We start from the raw sequence: 14,682 nt of genomic DNA, 5'->3' as shown, positions 1-14,682 counted from the left end.
CTCAACTGGCTCATCGGGTTCACTCGGATCGGACTGTTTTCAATAACTTATATTCTGACAGGTTCGTTGGACTTGTTCAGAGGTTCCCTAAGAATCTGCCACAACCCCAGCCGCAGGAGCGGATGGGCTTCAATCAGGACCATCTTGGCCATGGTGTCCTCCCGGTTTTTCGACGGCCTAGGGAAGGTCTGAAGAACTCGATTTCAAACATCCAAAAATCGACCTCATGACCAAAGTATTCAAAAATGGTTAAAAACTGCTCAAATCATCGCCACTTTCGGGTTGTTTGCACCCCGATCAGGCCCGTTTTCGGGCCTGTTGGCGCTTTTTGGGCGCACTTACCCTGCCACCGCCGTCAACGGGCGGCGTGCCATCCAGATATTGGACAGCGTAAACAACATTTTCAAATGCGCAGTGTTCTTGGCCAGTCCACGGAATCTGACTTTACGAAACCCGAATTGGCATTTGATGACACGAAACGGATGCTCAACCTTGGCTCGAAGACTGGATTTGGCCCGCTCAATGTTTTGCGTCAAACGATCAATTGCGCTGTTACCCAAGGCGCGCCGTTTGCCGGGGCGCATGGCAATGTGCCAGGTTACGTCACGCCCTTGGTGCTCGGGTCGTTTGTCTACGCCTTGATAACCGGCATCGCCAAAAGCCAACGTTTCTTCACCATGCAGCAACGCAGCCGCCTGAGTAACATCATGCTCATTGGCAGCGGTGCCCACCACCGTGTGGACCAGCCCGCTGTGAAGATCAACCCCAATGTGGGCCTTCATCCCAAAGTGCCACTGGTTTCCCTTTTTGGTCTGATGCATCTCGGGGTCCCGCGTGCCGCTGGCGTTCTTGGTCGAGCTGGGTGCATCGATAATTGTGGCGTCCACAATGGTGCCTTTGCGCACCTGAATGCCTTGATCCTGCAACAGCAGGTTGACCGCCTCAAGCGCTTGGTCGGCAATGTTGTGCTGCTCGAGCAGATGACGGAAGTTCAAAATGGTGGTCTCGTCCGGCACACGACCTCCAGGCAGTTTGGCAAACTGGCGCATCGAAAAGCTGTCGTACAGCGTCTCTTCCATGGCCGGGTCCGACAGCGAAAACCACAGTTGCATGAAGTAGATGCGCAGCATCGTTTCCAGCGGATACGGTGGACGACCGATGCCCGGTTTGGGGTAATGCGGATCGACCAGATCGGCAAAGAGCTTCCACGGCACCGCACGCTCCATCTTGGCCAGAAACTTCTCACGGCGCGTTTTCTTGCGTTTGCCAACGTACTCGGCTTCGGAAAAACTCAACTGGCTCATCGGGTTCACTCGGATCGGACTGTTTTCAATAACTTATATTCTGACAGGTTCGTTGGACTTGTTCAGAGGTTCCTTAGCAAGTTGGACGATGTGTGGGAAATCGAGGGGATGGGCCTGGCGGATATTTCCAAGGCCGATGGCGTGCACGCTGGCGCCGATCTCCTGATCTATGGACTGCCGGTGGATACCGACGAAGCGTGGAGCGCGCTGCATGAAATCCAGCGGGTGCTGACGCCGAAGCGGATCCTGCTTCTGACGGACGTCATGCCATTGCCGATGCCGGTGCAGGGCCTGCCGGGAAGCAGCATCTACGGCTGCCTGATGAAAACGGCTTCGGTCGAAATCCTGGAGGCGGCCATCCGCCTGGTCATGGCCGGCGGCCAGTGCTTCCCCAGCGAGCAGGCCATCCAGGCGCCGGCGCAGCAGTCGGTGTGCGCCTTGCCGGCGCGCGACGCCGAGGACGCTCCCGCCAAGAGCGCCATGCCGGTCAGCGCGGGCGCGCAGTTGCTGCAGATCACCCCGCGCCAGTATGAAGTGCTGGTGCTGCTGGCCCGCGGCTATCCGATCAAGACGGTCAGCAGGATGCTCAATATCTCGGTGGCGACGGCCAAGACGCACGCTTGTACGCTGTACCAACGGTTGCATGTCAAAAACAAGGGCGAAGCCGTCTACGCGGCGCTGCAGCGCGGCGCCACGCTGGAATGGCACGAGCCCAGCAGTGGCAGGGATGTGGACGCAGGACAGATGTATGGGCGCAAGGTGGGATAGCGCTTGCCGGTCGCGCAGTCGGTCCGGCAGTCCGGGACGTCAGGCGTCCCGCTGCCGGATGCGCATAGCCATCGAGGCTACGCCGTTCATAGCAGTGCAGCGGTCGCAATGCAAGCGCATTCCACCGCCATTCATCCACCTGTACGAGATTCAGCGGACGTAGCCGCTGATAGCATGGGTTGTGTCCGCAAGCATGGCTCGAAAGGGCGAACCACCGCCGCCTCGCCAATGCGATCCGATGCTGTGGGCGAGCTTCCCGTGAAGTCGATGACGCCGTCACGCCGCGATAGCGGCAAGCGATGCGCCAGCGTCATGGGAACCGTGTATGGGCCGAGTGTCACAAGGTTCCCCCGGGGATGACAACCGTACTGATCGAAGACTACGCTCTGCTTCGTGTGGCGATCCAGCATGTGCTGGAGCGCGTACGCAACGCCGACGACATCCTGGCCATCTCGCCAGCGCATCTGCTCAACATGTCCAGCTCTATCAACCGCCCAGTGGAACTGCTGGTGGTGGGCTGCAGCGGCCTGGCGGAACAGGACGTGGGCCTGCTGTCGCAGTCCATGGCGTTCTTCATGCCGCGCCTGGTGCTGGTGCTGTACACCGTGCTGGACCAGGGCGTGATGACGGCATGCGCGCGCGCCGGCGTCGCGGGCTATCTGCCCAAGGCGTCCAACCCGGACGCGCTGGCCGCGGCGGTGAGCCTGGTGATGGCGGGCGGCCAATGCTATCCGCAGGCGGTGGCCCGGCCGCAGGGCGCCACCCAGGCCGCGCCGCAGGCGCTACGCGAGCTGACGCAAAGACAGGAAGAGATCCTGCAACTGCTGGTGCAGGGCAAGACCATGCGCGAGATCGGCGAACAGGTCGGCATCTCGGTGGCCACCGTCAAGAGCCATGCGCGCACCCTGTATTGGAAGCTCAACGCCCGCAACCAGGCCGAAGCCGCCTACATCGCCGTGCAGATGGGCCTGGTCCGCAACGGCGCCCCACCGACCGCGATCCGCCAGGATGAAGACCCGTAGGATGGGTCAAGCGCGAGACCACCGACACAAGAACCCAAGCGCCAAACGCGCGCAACCCATCAGGCGGCGCCAGCCGCCGTTTTTCGTCGCATGCAGAGTTGGATTTCTTGCCGGCACCAGAATCGCCGGCTTGCGCCGGCCGATGGGTTACGCGCGTTGGAGATCCGGCGTTCTGGCCCGGGCAAGCGCGCGCTGCACCCATCCTACGCGCTGAACGCCACATGAAGACCGGTTTTCCCCGCCTCAAACCCCGGCGTTGCGCTCGGCCGGTTTGTCTTTCGACTCGGCCACCGCAATGAACTCACGCTCCGCCTCGGCCAGCACCGCATCGATGTGCAGATGCGCCAACGCATACTGCCGCGCGGCCGCGCCCAGGGCTTCGCGCCGGGGCGCGTCGTCGGCCAGCGTGCGCACGGCTGCGGCCATGGCCGCGCCGTCTTCGGGCGGGGTCACCAGGCCGCAGCGCGCCACGACGGCGGCCAGTTCGGTGCCGGGCGCGGCGCCGCAGACCACGGGCCGGCCGCTGGCCAGCATGCCGGTCAGCTTGGACGGCATGACCAGGTCGGCCGCGCCGGCGCGTTGCGGCAGCAGGTGGACGTCGGCGGTGTTCAGCAGTTCGCCCAGCCGCTCGGCCGGCTGCAGGTCCAGGAAGCGCACCCGCTCCAGTCCCTGGCAGGCGGCCTGCAGCGGCGCGCGTTCCGGGCCCTGGCCGCAGAACACGAACCATAGGCGGGTCTCGCCGTCCAGGCGGCGCGCCACGTCGGCCAGGGTCTGCAGGCCCTGCTTGCCGCCCATGTTGCCCGAGTACAGCGCGACCACGGCGTCGGCCGGAATGCCCAGTTCGGCGCGGTAGTCGCCGCCGCTGCGCGGCGCGATGGCGTTCACGTCTATCCAGTTGGGCAGCAGCAGGGCGCGGCCGGGGTCGACGCCTTTGGCCAGCGCCAGGTCCAGCATGCGGCCCGAGATGGTGGAGACGCGGTCGAAGCGGCGCATCAACCAGCGTTCGGCGCGGCGCACGGCGGCGCGCAGGCCGGCGCCCTTGAGCAGGCCCAGCTCGAAGGCCGCGTCCACTTCGTAGTCCTGGATGTGCAGCCACGCGCGCGCGCCGCACAGCCTTGCGGCCAGCCACGCGGCGGGCGCGCAGAACAGCGCCGGCTCGACCACCAGGATCAGGTCGGGGCGGCCGGCGGCGGCGCGCAGCAGCGACGGCAGGCTGGACAGGGCGAAGCTGGCCAGGTGGATGAGGCGCTTGAGCCCGCCCGGCCTGGCCGGCACCCAGAGCGGCGCGCGGCGCACGGTGACGCCGCGCCGCGTTTCCTTGCGATAGCGGCCCGCGCGGTAGCCTTCCTGCACCTGCCACTGGGGGTAGTAGGGCGGGGCGGTCACGACGCTGACCTGGTGGCCGCGCGCGGCCATCCATTCGGCCATTTCGGCGCTGTACTTGCCGATGCCGGTCAGCTCGGGCGCGTAGTTGATGCCGTAGACGAGGATTTTCATGCCGGGCCAGCCTGGCGCGGCCGCACCGGCCGGCAGGGATTGCCGTGGCAGATCATGCCGGCTGGCAGGTTGCGGAATACGGAACTGCGGGCGCCGACCACGGTTTCGCGCCCCACAGTCACGCCGGGACCGATGAATACGTCGGTGGCGACCCAGGCGCCTTCCTCGATGCGCACGGCGCGCTCGCGCAGCGGAAACGCGGGCTGCGCGGCGTCATGGTCGGCCGCGCACAGGTAGCTGCGCTGCGACACCACGGCATGGGCGCCGATGTGGATGGGCCCGAGGCTGTAGATCACCGCCTCGTCGCCGATCCAGGCGTAGTCGCCGATCTCCACCTTCCAGGGGTAGGTGACCGTGGCGCTGGGCCGGATCAGGACCTTGCGGCCGATGCGCGCGCCGAAGCAGCGCAGCAGCCAGCGGCGAAATCCGTACGCCACCTGCGGCGACCAGCGAAACAGCGTGCCCTGCACCATCCACCACAGCTGCACCGTCAGGGCGGAGCGGCCGCGCTGGCCGGGCGCCAGCGTGAACTGGTCCAGACGCTGCAGGGCGCTCATTTCGCCGCTCCCGCCACGGCGTCGTCGCGCGCCGCGGCCGCGCTGGCCTGGCGCGCCTTCTGGATTTCCTCGGTCTTGATGCGGATCTGCCAGTAGTACATGGCGCGCGCCACCGCGTAGTCGTAGCCGGCCTTGCCGTCCAGGAAGCCGAGCCGGAACACGTAGGAGTGCAGAAAGGCGATCGGCGCCTTGAACGGCATGGCCTGGAAGATGCGCTTGAGCAGGGCGCGCGCGCCCACGTTGGCTTCGCGCGGGTCGTTCATCAGGCCCTTGGTGCGCAGGTTGGCTTCCCAGTCGGAATAGCGGTTGTGCTTGTCGAAATAGTGGAAGAGCGAATCGTGGTCGTTGTGCACCATGCGCTCGCGCAGCGCGAAGGTCTCGCCCTCGACCTGCGGCTGGTAATGCCCCTCGACCTCCCACATGTGGGCCACGTCCAGGTCGTCGTAGTCCAGGAAGCGCGAACGGTCGCGCGCCAGCAGCGCCAGCTTGTAGACGCGGTGGCCGTGCTCCAGCTTCTTGCCGCAGAACACGTAGTCGAAGGGCACGAAGGCGCCGCCGGCGCCGGCGGCGAAGCGCGGCAGCGCCTCGCGGATCTCGGCGGCCAGGCCCGGGGTCATTTCCTCGTCGGCGTCCACGTACAGCACCACGGGATGCGAGAACGGCAGCTGCTCCAGGCACCACTGCTTTTTCTTCGGATACTTGCCGTTCCACTGGAAGTTGGAGACCTTGGCCCCCAGCGCGGTCGCCATGGAGCAGGTGGCGTCCGTGCTGTTGGAGTCCACCACGAAGACTTCATCGAATTCGACCAGCGCCTTCAGGCACTTGGCGATGTTGCGTTCCTCGTTCTTCGTCATGACGACGACCGAAACCGGTATCTTCTGCATGATGCTTCCTGTTCAGGGCGTGCCGCGCTGCATGAGCGGCTGAAATAGCGAGATGACGTTGCGGCAGTGCCGCTCCAGGGAAAACGCGTCGGCGCGTTCGGGGCCCTGGGCGGCCAGCCGCTGCCGCATCTCGCTGTCGTAGGCCAGGCGGCGCACCGCGTCGGCCAGCGCCGCGGCGTCGCCCACCGGCACCAGCAGGCCGTAGCGGCCCGCGTCCAGGATCTCGGCGGGGCCGTGGGGACAGTCCGTGGAAATCACCGGCACGCCCAGGCACAGCGCCTCGACCAGCACGTTGCCGAAGCTCTCGCGCACCGAGGTCAGGGCGAAGGCGCCGGCGCCGGCGATCACCGGAAACGGGTTGTCGATGTGGCCGGCCAGCCTGACCGGGGTGCGCGAGCCGTGTTCGTCGATGCGTTTCTGCAGGGCGTCGTGTTCGGAGCCTTCGCCCAGGATGGTGAAGGCGATGCCGGGATCGTCCAGCAGCGCGGCCGCGTCGATCAGGGTGGCGTAGTCCTTGACCGCTTCGAGGCGGCCGACCGCCACCACGTGGTAGGGCGCCTGCGCCGGGGCCTGCTGCGGCGGCTGGGGCGCGGCGGCCGCGCCCTGGCGGCGGACATTGTCCAGCGGCACGCCGTTGTAGATGGTGTGGACCTTGCCGCGCAGCGGCGGGAACATGCTGACCAGGTCCTCCTTGACGCCGCGCGATACGCCGACCACGGCGTCGTGGCGCCGGTAGGTCTGGCTCACCAGCCAGCACTTCAGGCGCCGCATGCGCGAGGCGCCGTAATGGATGGCGGGGCTGCTGTGCTCGAAGGCGACGGTGCTGAAGCGGCCGCGCAGCAGTTTCTTGGCCAGCACCACCAGCATGTTGCACAGCAGGCCGTGCGAGCAGACGATGGCCGGCTTGTCGCGCCGGATCTGGCGCAGCAGGCGCAGGAACGCCACGGGCAGCATCAGGCGCAGCGCGGCGGGCGATTCGTACACGGGCAGCGCACGCGTGACCTTGGGGTTGGAGACGGGATATTCCCGGTTGCGCGAGCGCAGCAGGAACAGGGCGGAATCCACCCCCTGTTCCGGCAGCGCGTCCACGATGAAGGCGACGCATCTTCCGACGCCGCCGTGCAGGTCCGGCGCGACAAACAAAACATCAGGCATGTGGGATCACTCGTGTTGGCGCCCGGCGCGCGGCGGCCGGACGGGGGCTGGGGGCGGGCGGCGTAGTCGAGGGAACGGGCATGATCTGCGCATTGCGCATCAGCGACAGGCAATAGCACAGCAGGAATCCGGTGAAGGCGGTCTTGGGCGCGTAGGCCAGGCCGCCCGAGAGCGAATCGATGAAGATGTAGATGGGCGCGGTGGCCAGCAGGTAGCGCCGGTGCAGCTCCAGGCCGGGATGAGCGTAGCGCCTGAGCAGCGTCAGCAGCAGGATGAGCAGCGGCGGCAGCATGATCATGATGGTGCCGACCACGCCGAACTTCATCAGGTAGAAGGCCCAGGAGTTGTGGGCGAAGGTGCTCAGCTCGAAGCCGTTCTCGCCCATCACCCAGCTGCGAAAGCCGGCGCCCTTGCCGAACACCGGGCTTTCGGCGAAGGAGTCCATCTGGCCCTGCATCTCCTGGATGCGCGCGCCGTAGCTGGAGTCCTCGTCCAGGCGCTCGACGCTGAAGATGCGGTTGGTCAGCACGTCCAGGTAGCCGATGCTGGCGAACACCAGCACGCCGGCGATCGCGGCCGGCGCGAACACCAGCACGGCGCGCCGCCGGATCTCTGGGCCGGCGCCCAGCAGCACGGCGATCAGCACCGAGGCGGCCAGCTGCAGGTACTGGCTGCGGTTGAGCGAAAACACCAGCGCCAGCAGCATGTAGACGGTCAGCGCATAGGCCTTGGGGCCGGACACGTTCAGCGTGCGCCGGAAGTACAGCAGCGACACCACGCCGAAGGGAATGGCCCACACGCCCAGGCGCACGTTGCGCAGCGGATTGGACACGCTGAAACCCTGCAGCTGCTCCAGCAGCATCAGCGTGGCCACGGCCAGGCAGGCCGCCACGATGTACTTCTGCAGCACGGCGTAGGCATGCGGGCTGTCGATGTCCTTGTAGCAAAGGAACGGCGTGCACAGGAAATAGAACACGATGCGCAGGTCGCGCGCCACGTCGCCGGTCTCGATGCCGGGGTGGTCCACCGACACCAGCAGCAGGTAGACCACCGACAGCGCCTGCAGCCCCAGCAGCAGGCCCAGCAGGCCGCGCGGCAGGGCGTAGGCGCGCGGGTCCGCCAGCCGCAGCGCCTTGACCCCCAGCATGGCGACGAACAGGAAATCGAAGGGCGACAGCTTGAAGCTGCCCACCCCCAGGATGAAGCGGTCGTCGTTGAGCGCCAGCGCGGTGAAGGCGAACAGGCCGAGCAGGTGCAGAGTGGAAAGGCGGCGGTGCGGATTCATTGCGGCTTTTCTCCGTCAGGCTGGGCCCGGCGATGCTAGTGGGCGGCCCAGTCGTCGCGGCCGAAGATCTTGGTGGTCAGCTTTTCGAACAGGTAGGACAGATCGCCCTGGCGCGCGTGCGCGGCCACCTTGGAGGCCCTGCACGACAGTTCGAACAGGCGGCCCAGGCCCGGCTCGGTGCGCCGGATGCGGGTCACGATCTGCTCGCGCTCCTCCAGCAGCACGTCCTGCATCAGCGCGGTCTTGGTCTCGTCGTGGACCGTGTACACGCCCATGGCGTCGGGCACGATCAGGTTCTTGCCCTCGCGCAGCAGGCGGCTCCACAGCTCCAGGTCCATGCAGTAGCGCATGCTTTCCTGCAGCAGGCCGTACTTGCGCAGCAGGTCGCGGCGGAAGATGGCGGACTGGTTCGGGATGGAGGCCTTGACCACCGTCAGCGTGCCCCGGTTAACCGGGGTGTAGTGGATCTTGCGGAAGATCCGGTTGTTGGCGTCGGCCACGAACAGGTTGCCGCTGACGATGGGCGCGCGGCCCTTGGACGCGGCCGCGCCCAGCTTGCGCAGCGCGCCCGGGAAATACAGGTCGTCGGAGTTCTGCCAGCCCACGTAGTCGCCGGTGGCGCGCTCGAAGCCCTTGTTGATGGCGTGGGACTGGCCGCGGTCGGGCGTGCTTTCCCAATAGCTCAGGTAGCGCTCGTACTTGCGGATGATGTCCACGCTGCCGTCGGTCGAGCCGCCGTCGATGATGATGTACTCCAGCCGCGGATAGCCCTGGTTCAGCACCGACAGAATCGTGCGTTCCAGGAAGCGGGCCTGGTTGAACGAGGGCGTCACGATGGTCACCTTGGGCATCAGGCCGCCGGCGATCGGGGCTGGCGGGCGGAGCTCGCGGACAAAGTCGATGAGCTGGCGTGAATACTCGTTATGGCGCTTGCGCATGGAATACCTCAGCTTGTTGGTTATCGGGTGGCCGCAGGCACGACACCAGGGAAATCGGGACGGGATTGGCGGATGGCGAAGGCCACGCCCGCCAGCGTGATCGCCGCGTAGGCCATGCGGCCCCAGGCGGCGGCGTGTTCGCCCGCAATCTGCACCAGCCCCGCCATGACGCACAGCATCGCCAGGCCGCCCAGTCCGTTCAGGATGGCGACCGCCCGCGAATTGCCGAGTCCGAGCAGGGAGAAATGCGCCGCGGCGTTCAGGGACAGCAGCCCCGACGCGATGATGAGCAGCTGGAAGGTTCCAAGGTGGTCCTGAGCCACGCTGGCGCTGAGCAACATGTTCAGAAGCGGGCGGCTGACGGCCAGCACGGCGATCGTGGCCCCGGCCGACAGCGCCAGGTTCCACAGCATCATGCGGCGGATCTCGCGTTCGGCGGCGCCGGGATAGGGAGGGGAGGCCGACAGCCGGCTCACGCGCGGCATGGCCTTCTGGAAAATGGCGACCGAGGCGGTGTGGATGATCTGCCCGACCTGCACGCCCACGGTATAGATGGCCAGCGCGGCGGGCCCCATCAGGCTGCCCACCAGCACGCGGTCCACCGAGCCGAAGGCCAGCGCGCTCAGGCTGTTGAGCCAGGACCAGCGCGAAAAGCGGAAGGCGTCCATCATCGCGCCGCGGTCGCGCACGGGGCGCACCACCAAGCGGCCGTAGGCGCGCGAGAACACGCCCATCTTGACGCTGCCAGCCAGCAGCAGCCCGAGCGCCTGAGCCAGTCCGGTCCAGGTGGGCGAGGCCGTCATCCAGGCCGTGGCGCAGGCCAGCGCCATCGTGCCGCTGCGGCTGAACACCTCGCACAGCGCCGTGGCGCGGAAATCCTCGCGCCCCTTCAGGCAGCCCGAGAACAATTGGTCGTACTGCTGGGTCAGGTAGATGGCCAGCGCCGGCAGCGCCAGCATCGTCACCGCCACGCCGCCGAAAGTGGCGTCGGGCCAGCCCAGGCCCACCGCGCCCCACAGCATGAGGGCGGCCAGCGTCACCACGCCCAGCGCGCAGCCGATCAGCGACATGCTGACGCCGGCGGCGCGATAGGCGCCGCCGGGCTCGTGCAGGCGCTCGGACACCAGCTTGGTGGCCGTCACCGCCGCGCCCAGGTTGGCGGCGTTGCCGAAGCCGGCCAGGGCGATGATCATGGAATACTGGCCGAAGCCCACCGTGCCCAGCTGGCGGAACAGGATGGGCAGGGCCACCAGCGCCGCCACCGGGCCGATGCCGTACTCCACCAGCCCCCAGAAGGAGGCGTTGCCGGCGATGTGTTTCCTGAGCAATCCGAGCATGGCGAGGGCCTGTCGATACGGCCGTCAGGCCACGGGCAGCGCTTGCTGCGTGCGCTCGCGCAGGAAATGCCCGTAGGCCAGCGTGATGCCGTGGGTCAGCGAGATCTCCGGCTTCCAGCCCAGCGCCTGCATCCGCGACGAATCCATCAGCTTGCGCGGCGTGCCGTCGGGCTTGCTGGTGTCGTAGACGATTTCGCCGGTGTAGCCGACCACGCGCGCCACCAGCCTGGCCAGGTCGGCGATGGAGATGTCCTGCCCCGCGCCGATGTTGTAGATGCCCTCGGCGTCGGGATGCTCCATCAGCATCACGCAGGCCTGGGCCAGGTCGTCGACGTACAGGAACTCGCGCAGCGGCGCGCCCGTGCCCCAGATGGTCACGGCGTCCTGGCCGGCTTCGCGCCCTTCATGGAACTTGCGGATCAGCGCGGGCAGCACGTGGCTGTTCTGCAGGTCGTAGTTGTCGTGCGGGCCGTACAGATTGGTCGGCATCGCGCAGATGAAGCGCGCGCCGTATTCGCGCTGGTACGCCTCGCACAGCTTCAGGCCAGCGATCTTGGCGATCGCGTACGGTTCGTTGGTGGATTCCAGCGGCCCGGTGAGCAGGGCGTCCTCGTGGATGGGCTGCGGCGCCTCGCGCGGGTAGATGCATGACGAACCCAGGAACAACAGCTTGCGCACCCCCGCCGCGTGGGCGGCGCGGATGACGTTGCACTGGATCATGAGGTTCTTGTACAGAAACTCCACCGGGTGCGTCTGATTGGCCAGGATGCCGCCCACCTTGGCGGCGGCCAGGTACACCACGTCGACCGGCGTGGTCGAGAAAAAGCGGTGCACCTGGTTCTGGTTTTCCAGGTCCAGTTCGGCGCGGCTGCGGGTGATCACGTTGCCGTAGCCGCGGCGCTGCAGCTCGCGGGTGATCGCGGCGCCCACCATGCCGCGATGCCCGGCGACGAAGACGCGTTGCTCCTGGTTCGTCATGTCCGACTACTCCTTGTAGGCGTAGATTTCGTAGCCGTTCTGCTCGACCAGCGCATCGCGCCGCGCGTCGCGCAGGTCGCTCTCGATCATTTCCTTGACCAGTTCGGCGAAGGAAGTGCGAGGCGACCAGCCCAGCTTCTCGCGCGCCTTGGTGGGATCGCCCAGCAGGGTTTCCACTTCGGTGGGGCGGAAGTAGCGCGGGTCCACGCGCACGATGACCTGGCCGGGCTTGACGTCGTGCACCGGCGAGAACAGCACGGTGGCGGTCTCTTCCAGGCCTTCGCCTTCCCAGGCCAGCAGGATGCCCAGCTCGCGCGCGGCGGTATTGATGAACTCGCGCACGCTGTACTGCATGCCGGTGGCGATGACGTAGTCCTCGGGCGTGTCCTGCTGCAGCATCAGCCACTGCATTTCGACGTAGTCGCGCGCATGGCCCCAGTCGCGCAGCGCCGACAGGTTGCCCAGGTACAGGCACTCCTGCAGGCCCAGCACGATGCGGGCCAGGCCGCGGGTGATCTTGCGGGTCACGAAGGTCTCGCCGCGCTTGGGCGATTCGTGGTTGAACAGGATGCCGTTGCAGGCGTACATGCCATAGGCTTCGCGGTAGTTCACGCTGATCCAGTAGGCGTACAGCTTGGCCGCCGCGTACGGGCTGCGCGGATAGAACGGCGTGGTTTCCTTCTGCGGAATCTCCTGCACCAGGCCGTACAGCTCGGAGGTCGAGGCCTGGTAGAAGCGGGTCTTGTTCTCCAGCTTCAGGATGCGGATGGCTTCCAGGAGGCGCAGGGTGCCCAGGCCGTCGGCGTTGGCGGTGTATTCCGGTTCTTCGAACGAGACCCCGACGTGGCTTTGCGCGGCCAGGTTGTAGATCTCGTCCGGCTGCACCGACTGGACGATACGGATCAGGCTGCAGGAATCGGTCATGTCGCCGTGGTGCAGCACGAAGTTGCGCGGCTGGTCATGAGGGTCCTGGTACAGGTGATCGATGCGGGCCGTATTGAACAGGGAAGCGCGCCGCTTGATGCCGTGGACCTCATAGCCCTTGGCAAGCAGGAACTCCGCCAGGTAGGACCCGTCTTGGCCGGTGACGCCGGTAATCAATGCCCGTTTTGGCATGGTTGTATCCTTAAGACTTAGTAACTGCACGAAAGGAGCCGAAGGCTGCGGTACCGATGTGCAATGAGATTACTGTTGCACCCGCCGCGGAGATATCGGCCAAAAGGTCTAAGAGCTCAGCCTCTCGGTAGGGAAAAAGGGATTGGATCGATTCATCCACCATTCCGAGGATGGTGACGGTCAGCATGGCCACCAGCGCCGGGCGCCGGTTGACCGAGGCATAGACCAGTCCCGCCAGCAGGGAGTAGGCGGCCAGGTGCAGGCGCTTGTCGCCGAAGGCGTCGGACATTTCCGCCGCCAGCCCTGGCAGGTTGCCCACCGTGATCAAGACGAGAAAGAACAACCCCGCCACCGGCAGGCAGATCCGCGCCGCCCCAGGCCGCCAGAATGGAATCCTCTCCTCATCCCTCTCAAACTCGGCCATACATATCCTGGAATCGAACGATGTCGTCCTCCCCGAGGTACGCGCCCGACTGCACCTCTATGATTTCCAGCGGAATCTTCCCGGGGTTCTCCAGGCTGTGGATCTCGCCCAGCGGGATGTAGGTCGACTGGTTTTCGGTCAGCAGGTACTGCTTGTCGCCGTTGTAGATGCGCGCCGTGCCCGACACCACGATCCAGTGCTCGGCCCGATGGTGATGCATTTGCGAGGACAGGCGCGCCCCGGGTTTGACCGTGATGCGCTTGACCTGGTAGCGCGGGCCCTGGCCGACCGAGTCGTAAGAGCCCCAGGGACGCTGCACTTCGCGGTGGTGGTTGAGCTCGGAGCGGTGTTGCGTCTTGAACACTTCCACCAGGCGCTTGACGTCCTGCGAGCGGGACTTGTGCGCCACCAGCACGGCGTCGGCCGTTTCGATGACGACGATATCGTCCAGCCCCACCGAGGCGACCAGCCGGCTGGTCGAGTGGATCAGGCAGTTGCGCGAATCCTCCACCATCACGTCGCCGGTGGTGGAGTTGCCTTCCACCGTCTTCTGCGCGATGCACCAGACCGCGTCCCAGGCGCCCACGTCGCTCCACGAGGCGGCCAGCGGAATCACCACGGCGCTGTCGGTGCGCTCCATGATGGCGTAGTCCATCGAATCGCTGGGGCAGGCCTCGAAGGACGGACCGTCCAGGTGGAACAGGGCGTTCTCGCCGTGGCCGATGGCCACCGCCGCCTGCACCTGTTCCAGCATCTTGGGCGCCAGCCGCGCCATTTCCGACAGGAATACCGAGGCCTGGAAGGCGAACATGCCGCTGTTCCAGTAATAGCCGCCGTCGTCGATGAAGCGCTGCGCCACTTCGGGCGAGGGCTTCTCGACGAAGCGGCGCACGCGCCGCGCCGGCCCCATTTCGCCCGGCTCGTCGGCCTGGATGTAGCCGTAGCCGCTCAGCGGCGCGGTGGGCGTGATGCCGAAGGTCACCAGCGCGCCCTGCAGGGCCGCCTGGTAGGCCTCGGCGAAGGCGGCGCGCAGCACTTCGCCGTCCTCCAGCACGTGGTCCGAGGGCATGATGAGCATGACCGGGTCCTCGCCGTCGCGCATGGCGCGCAGCGTGGCGGCGGCGATGGCCGGCGCGGTGTTGCGCGCGAACGGCTCCAGGATCACCTCGGCGTCCTTGATGCCCAGTTCCAGCGCCTGTTCCGCCGCGATGTAGCGGTGGGCGTCGTTGCAGACCAGCGTGGGCCTGGCTTCGGCGCCCGCCGACGCCAGGCGCAGCAGGGTGTTCTGCAACAGGCTGCGGTCATCGGTCAGGCGGATGAACTGCTTCGGCAGCAGCTCGCGCGACAGCGGCCACAGCCGCGAGCCGGAGCCGCCGCAGAGGATGACTGCCCGGTACGGGGGAGGGGGATTCGTCAT

14 protein-coding genes are annotated in these 14,682 nt (G+C 66.4%); 2 read left to right on the top strand and 12 right to left on the bottom strand.

Annotated features, from left to right (window positions below):
- Nucleotides 1-338 precede the first annotated feature (338 nt).
- Nucleotides 339-1,304 carry an IS5 family transposase gene (locus C1I89_RS09385; protein ID WP_102770808.1) on the bottom strand — a complete coding sequence of 322 codons (966 nt, stop codon included), beginning with the start codon at nt 1,302-1,304 and terminating at the stop codon, nt 339-341.
- Between the two features lie 81 nt (nt 1,305-1,385).
- Here C1I89_RS09385 and C1I89_RS09380 point away from each other — a divergent pair, with 81 nt between their 5' ends.
- Together C1I89_RS09380 and C1I89_RS09375 are read left to right on the top strand one after the other, a co-directional pair.
- Nucleotides 1,386-2,072, top strand: a complete 687-nt coding sequence (locus tag C1I89_RS09380) for a response regulator transcription factor (protein WP_440130626.1) — start codon at nt 1,386-1,388, stop codon at nt 2,070-2,072.
- A 356-nt stretch (nt 2,073-2,428) separates the two neighbouring features.
- The gene (locus tag C1I89_RS09375) at nt 2,429-3,094 is read left to right on the top strand and encodes a response regulator transcription factor (protein ID WP_102772480.1); all 666 of its coding nucleotides are present in this window, start codon (nt 2,429-2,431) and stop codon (nt 3,092-3,094) included.
- A gap of 243 nt (nt 3,095-3,337) precedes the next feature.
- Here the strand turns inward: C1I89_RS09375 and C1I89_RS09370 are convergent, their stop codons facing one another.
- From C1I89_RS09370 to C1I89_RS09320, 11 genes are read right to left on the bottom strand one after another with little or no spacing between them, the layout of a single operon-like run.
- Nucleotides 3,338-4,591, bottom strand: coding sequence for a glycosyltransferase WbuB (locus C1I89_RS09370; RefSeq protein WP_102772479.1), 1,254 nt, complete (start codon nt 4,589-4,591; stop codon nt 3,338-3,340).
- Nucleotides 4,588-5,148: a putative colanic acid biosynthesis acetyltransferase gene (locus C1I89_RS09365; RefSeq protein ID WP_102772478.1), complete on the bottom strand. Its 561-nt coding sequence runs from the start codon at nt 5,146-5,148 to the stop codon at nt 4,588-4,590. The genes C1I89_RS09370 and C1I89_RS09365 overlap by 4 nt, the downstream gene beginning before the upstream one ends.
- Nucleotides 5,145-6,032 (bottom strand): glycosyltransferase family 2 protein, encoded by an 888-nt coding sequence (locus C1I89_RS09360; protein WP_102772477.1) that lies wholly within the window; start codon nt 6,030-6,032, stop codon nt 5,145-5,147. Before C1I89_RS09360 ends, C1I89_RS09365 begins: the two co-directional genes overlap by 4 nt.
- Before the next feature lie 12 nt (nt 6,033-6,044).
- Nucleotides 6,045-7,187: a glycosyltransferase gene (locus C1I89_RS09355; protein ID WP_102772476.1), complete on the bottom strand. Its 1,143-nt coding sequence runs from the start codon at nt 7,185-7,187 to the stop codon at nt 6,045-6,047.
- On the bottom strand, nt 7,180-8,472 hold the full coding sequence (locus tag C1I89_RS09350; RefSeq protein ID WP_102772475.1) for an O-antigen ligase family protein: 1,293 nt from the start codon (nt 8,470-8,472) through the stop codon (nt 7,180-7,182). The genes C1I89_RS09355 and C1I89_RS09350 overlap by 8 nt, the downstream gene beginning before the upstream one ends.
- Nucleotides 8,473-8,507: 35 nt before the next feature.
- Nucleotides 8,508-9,410, bottom strand: coding sequence for a glycosyltransferase family 2 protein (locus C1I89_RS09345; RefSeq protein ID WP_102772474.1), 903 nt, complete (start codon nt 9,408-9,410; stop codon nt 8,508-8,510).
- 20 nt (nt 9,411-9,430) lie between these two features.
- Nucleotides 9,431-10,747, bottom strand: coding sequence for a lipopolysaccharide biosynthesis protein (locus tag C1I89_RS09340; protein WP_102772473.1), 1,317 nt, complete (start codon nt 10,745-10,747; stop codon nt 9,431-9,433).
- Between the two features lie 24 nt (nt 10,748-10,771).
- Nucleotides 10,772-11,725: a GDP-L-fucose synthase family protein gene (locus C1I89_RS09335; RefSeq protein ID WP_102772472.1), complete on the bottom strand. Its 954-nt coding sequence runs from the start codon at nt 11,723-11,725 to the stop codon at nt 10,772-10,774.
- A gap of 6 nt (nt 11,726-11,731) precedes the next feature.
- Nucleotides 11,732-12,841, bottom strand: a complete 1,110-nt coding sequence (gene gmd / locus C1I89_RS09330) for a GDP-mannose 4,6-dehydratase (protein WP_102772471.1) — start codon at nt 12,839-12,841, stop codon at nt 11,732-11,734.
- Between the two features lie 10 nt (nt 12,842-12,851).
- Nucleotides 12,852-13,265 carry a VanZ family protein gene (locus tag C1I89_RS09325; protein WP_102772470.1) on the bottom strand — a complete coding sequence of 138 codons (414 nt, stop codon included), beginning with the start codon at nt 13,263-13,265 and terminating at the stop codon, nt 12,852-12,854.
- Nucleotides 13,252-14,682, bottom strand: coding sequence for a mannose-1-phosphate guanylyltransferase/mannose-6-phosphate isomerase (locus tag C1I89_RS09320; RefSeq protein WP_102772469.1), 1,431 nt, complete (start codon nt 14,680-14,682; stop codon nt 13,252-13,254). The genes C1I89_RS09325 and C1I89_RS09320 overlap by 14 nt, the downstream gene beginning before the upstream one ends.

Origin of the sequence: Achromobacter pulmonis (assembly GCF_002885955.2) — a bacterium.
In the GTDB taxonomy this organism is placed as follows: domain Bacteria; phylum Pseudomonadota; class Gammaproteobacteria; order Burkholderiales; family Burkholderiaceae_B; genus Achromobacter; species Achromobacter pulmonis_A.
The sequence above is the reverse complement of the archived record's forward strand: the minus strand, read 5'-3'. Positions and strand labels throughout refer to the sequence as shown.

Bases quoted from the DNA above. Each gene is read 5' to 3' on its own strand.
- C1I89_RS09360 (WP_102772477.1), bottom strand. From the start codon at position 6,032: ATGCAGAAGATACCGGTTTCGGTCGTCGTCATGACGAAGAACGAGGAA.
- C1I89_RS09350 (WP_102772475.1), bottom strand. From the start codon at position 8,472: ATGAATCCGCACCGCCGCCTTTCCACTCTGCACCTGCTCGGCCTGTTC.
- C1I89_RS09345 (WP_102772474.1), bottom strand. From the start codon at position 9,410: ATGCGCAAGCGCCATAACGAGTATTCACGCCAGCTCATCGACTTTGTC.
- C1I89_RS09370 (WP_102772479.1), bottom strand. From the start codon at position 4,591: ATGAAAATCCTCGTCTACGGCATCAACTACGCGCCCGAGCTGACCGGC.
- C1I89_RS09320 (WP_102772469.1), bottom strand. From the start codon at position 14,682: ATGACGAATCCCCCTCCCCCGTACCGGGCAGTCATCCTCTGCGGCGGC.
- C1I89_RS09335 (WP_102772472.1), bottom strand. From the start codon at position 11,725: ATGACGAACCAGGAGCAACGCGTCTTCGTCGCCGGGCATCGCGGCATG.
- C1I89_RS09385 (WP_102770808.1), bottom strand. From the start codon at position 1,304: ATGAGCCAGTTGAGTTTTTCCGAAGCCGAGTACGTTGGCAAACGCAAG.
- gmd (WP_102772471.1), bottom strand. From the start codon at position 12,841: ATGCCAAAACGGGCATTGATTACCGGCGTCACCGGCCAAGACGGGTCC.
- C1I89_RS09355 (WP_102772476.1), bottom strand. From the start codon at position 7,187: ATGCCTGATGTTTTGTTTGTCGCGCCGGACCTGCACGGCGGCGTCGGA.
- C1I89_RS09325 (WP_102772470.1), bottom strand. From the start codon at position 13,265: ATGGCCGAGTTTGAGAGGGATGAGGAGAGGATTCCATTCTGGCGGCCT.
- C1I89_RS09375 (WP_102772480.1), top strand. From the start codon at position 2,429: ATGACAACCGTACTGATCGAAGACTACGCTCTGCTTCGTGTGGCGATC.
- C1I89_RS09365 (WP_102772478.1), bottom strand. From the start codon at position 5,148: ATGAGCGCCCTGCAGCGTCTGGACCAGTTCACGCTGGCGCCCGGCCAG.
- C1I89_RS09340 (WP_102772473.1), bottom strand. From the start codon at position 10,747: ATGCTCGGATTGCTCAGGAAACACATCGCCGGCAACGCCTCCTTCTGG.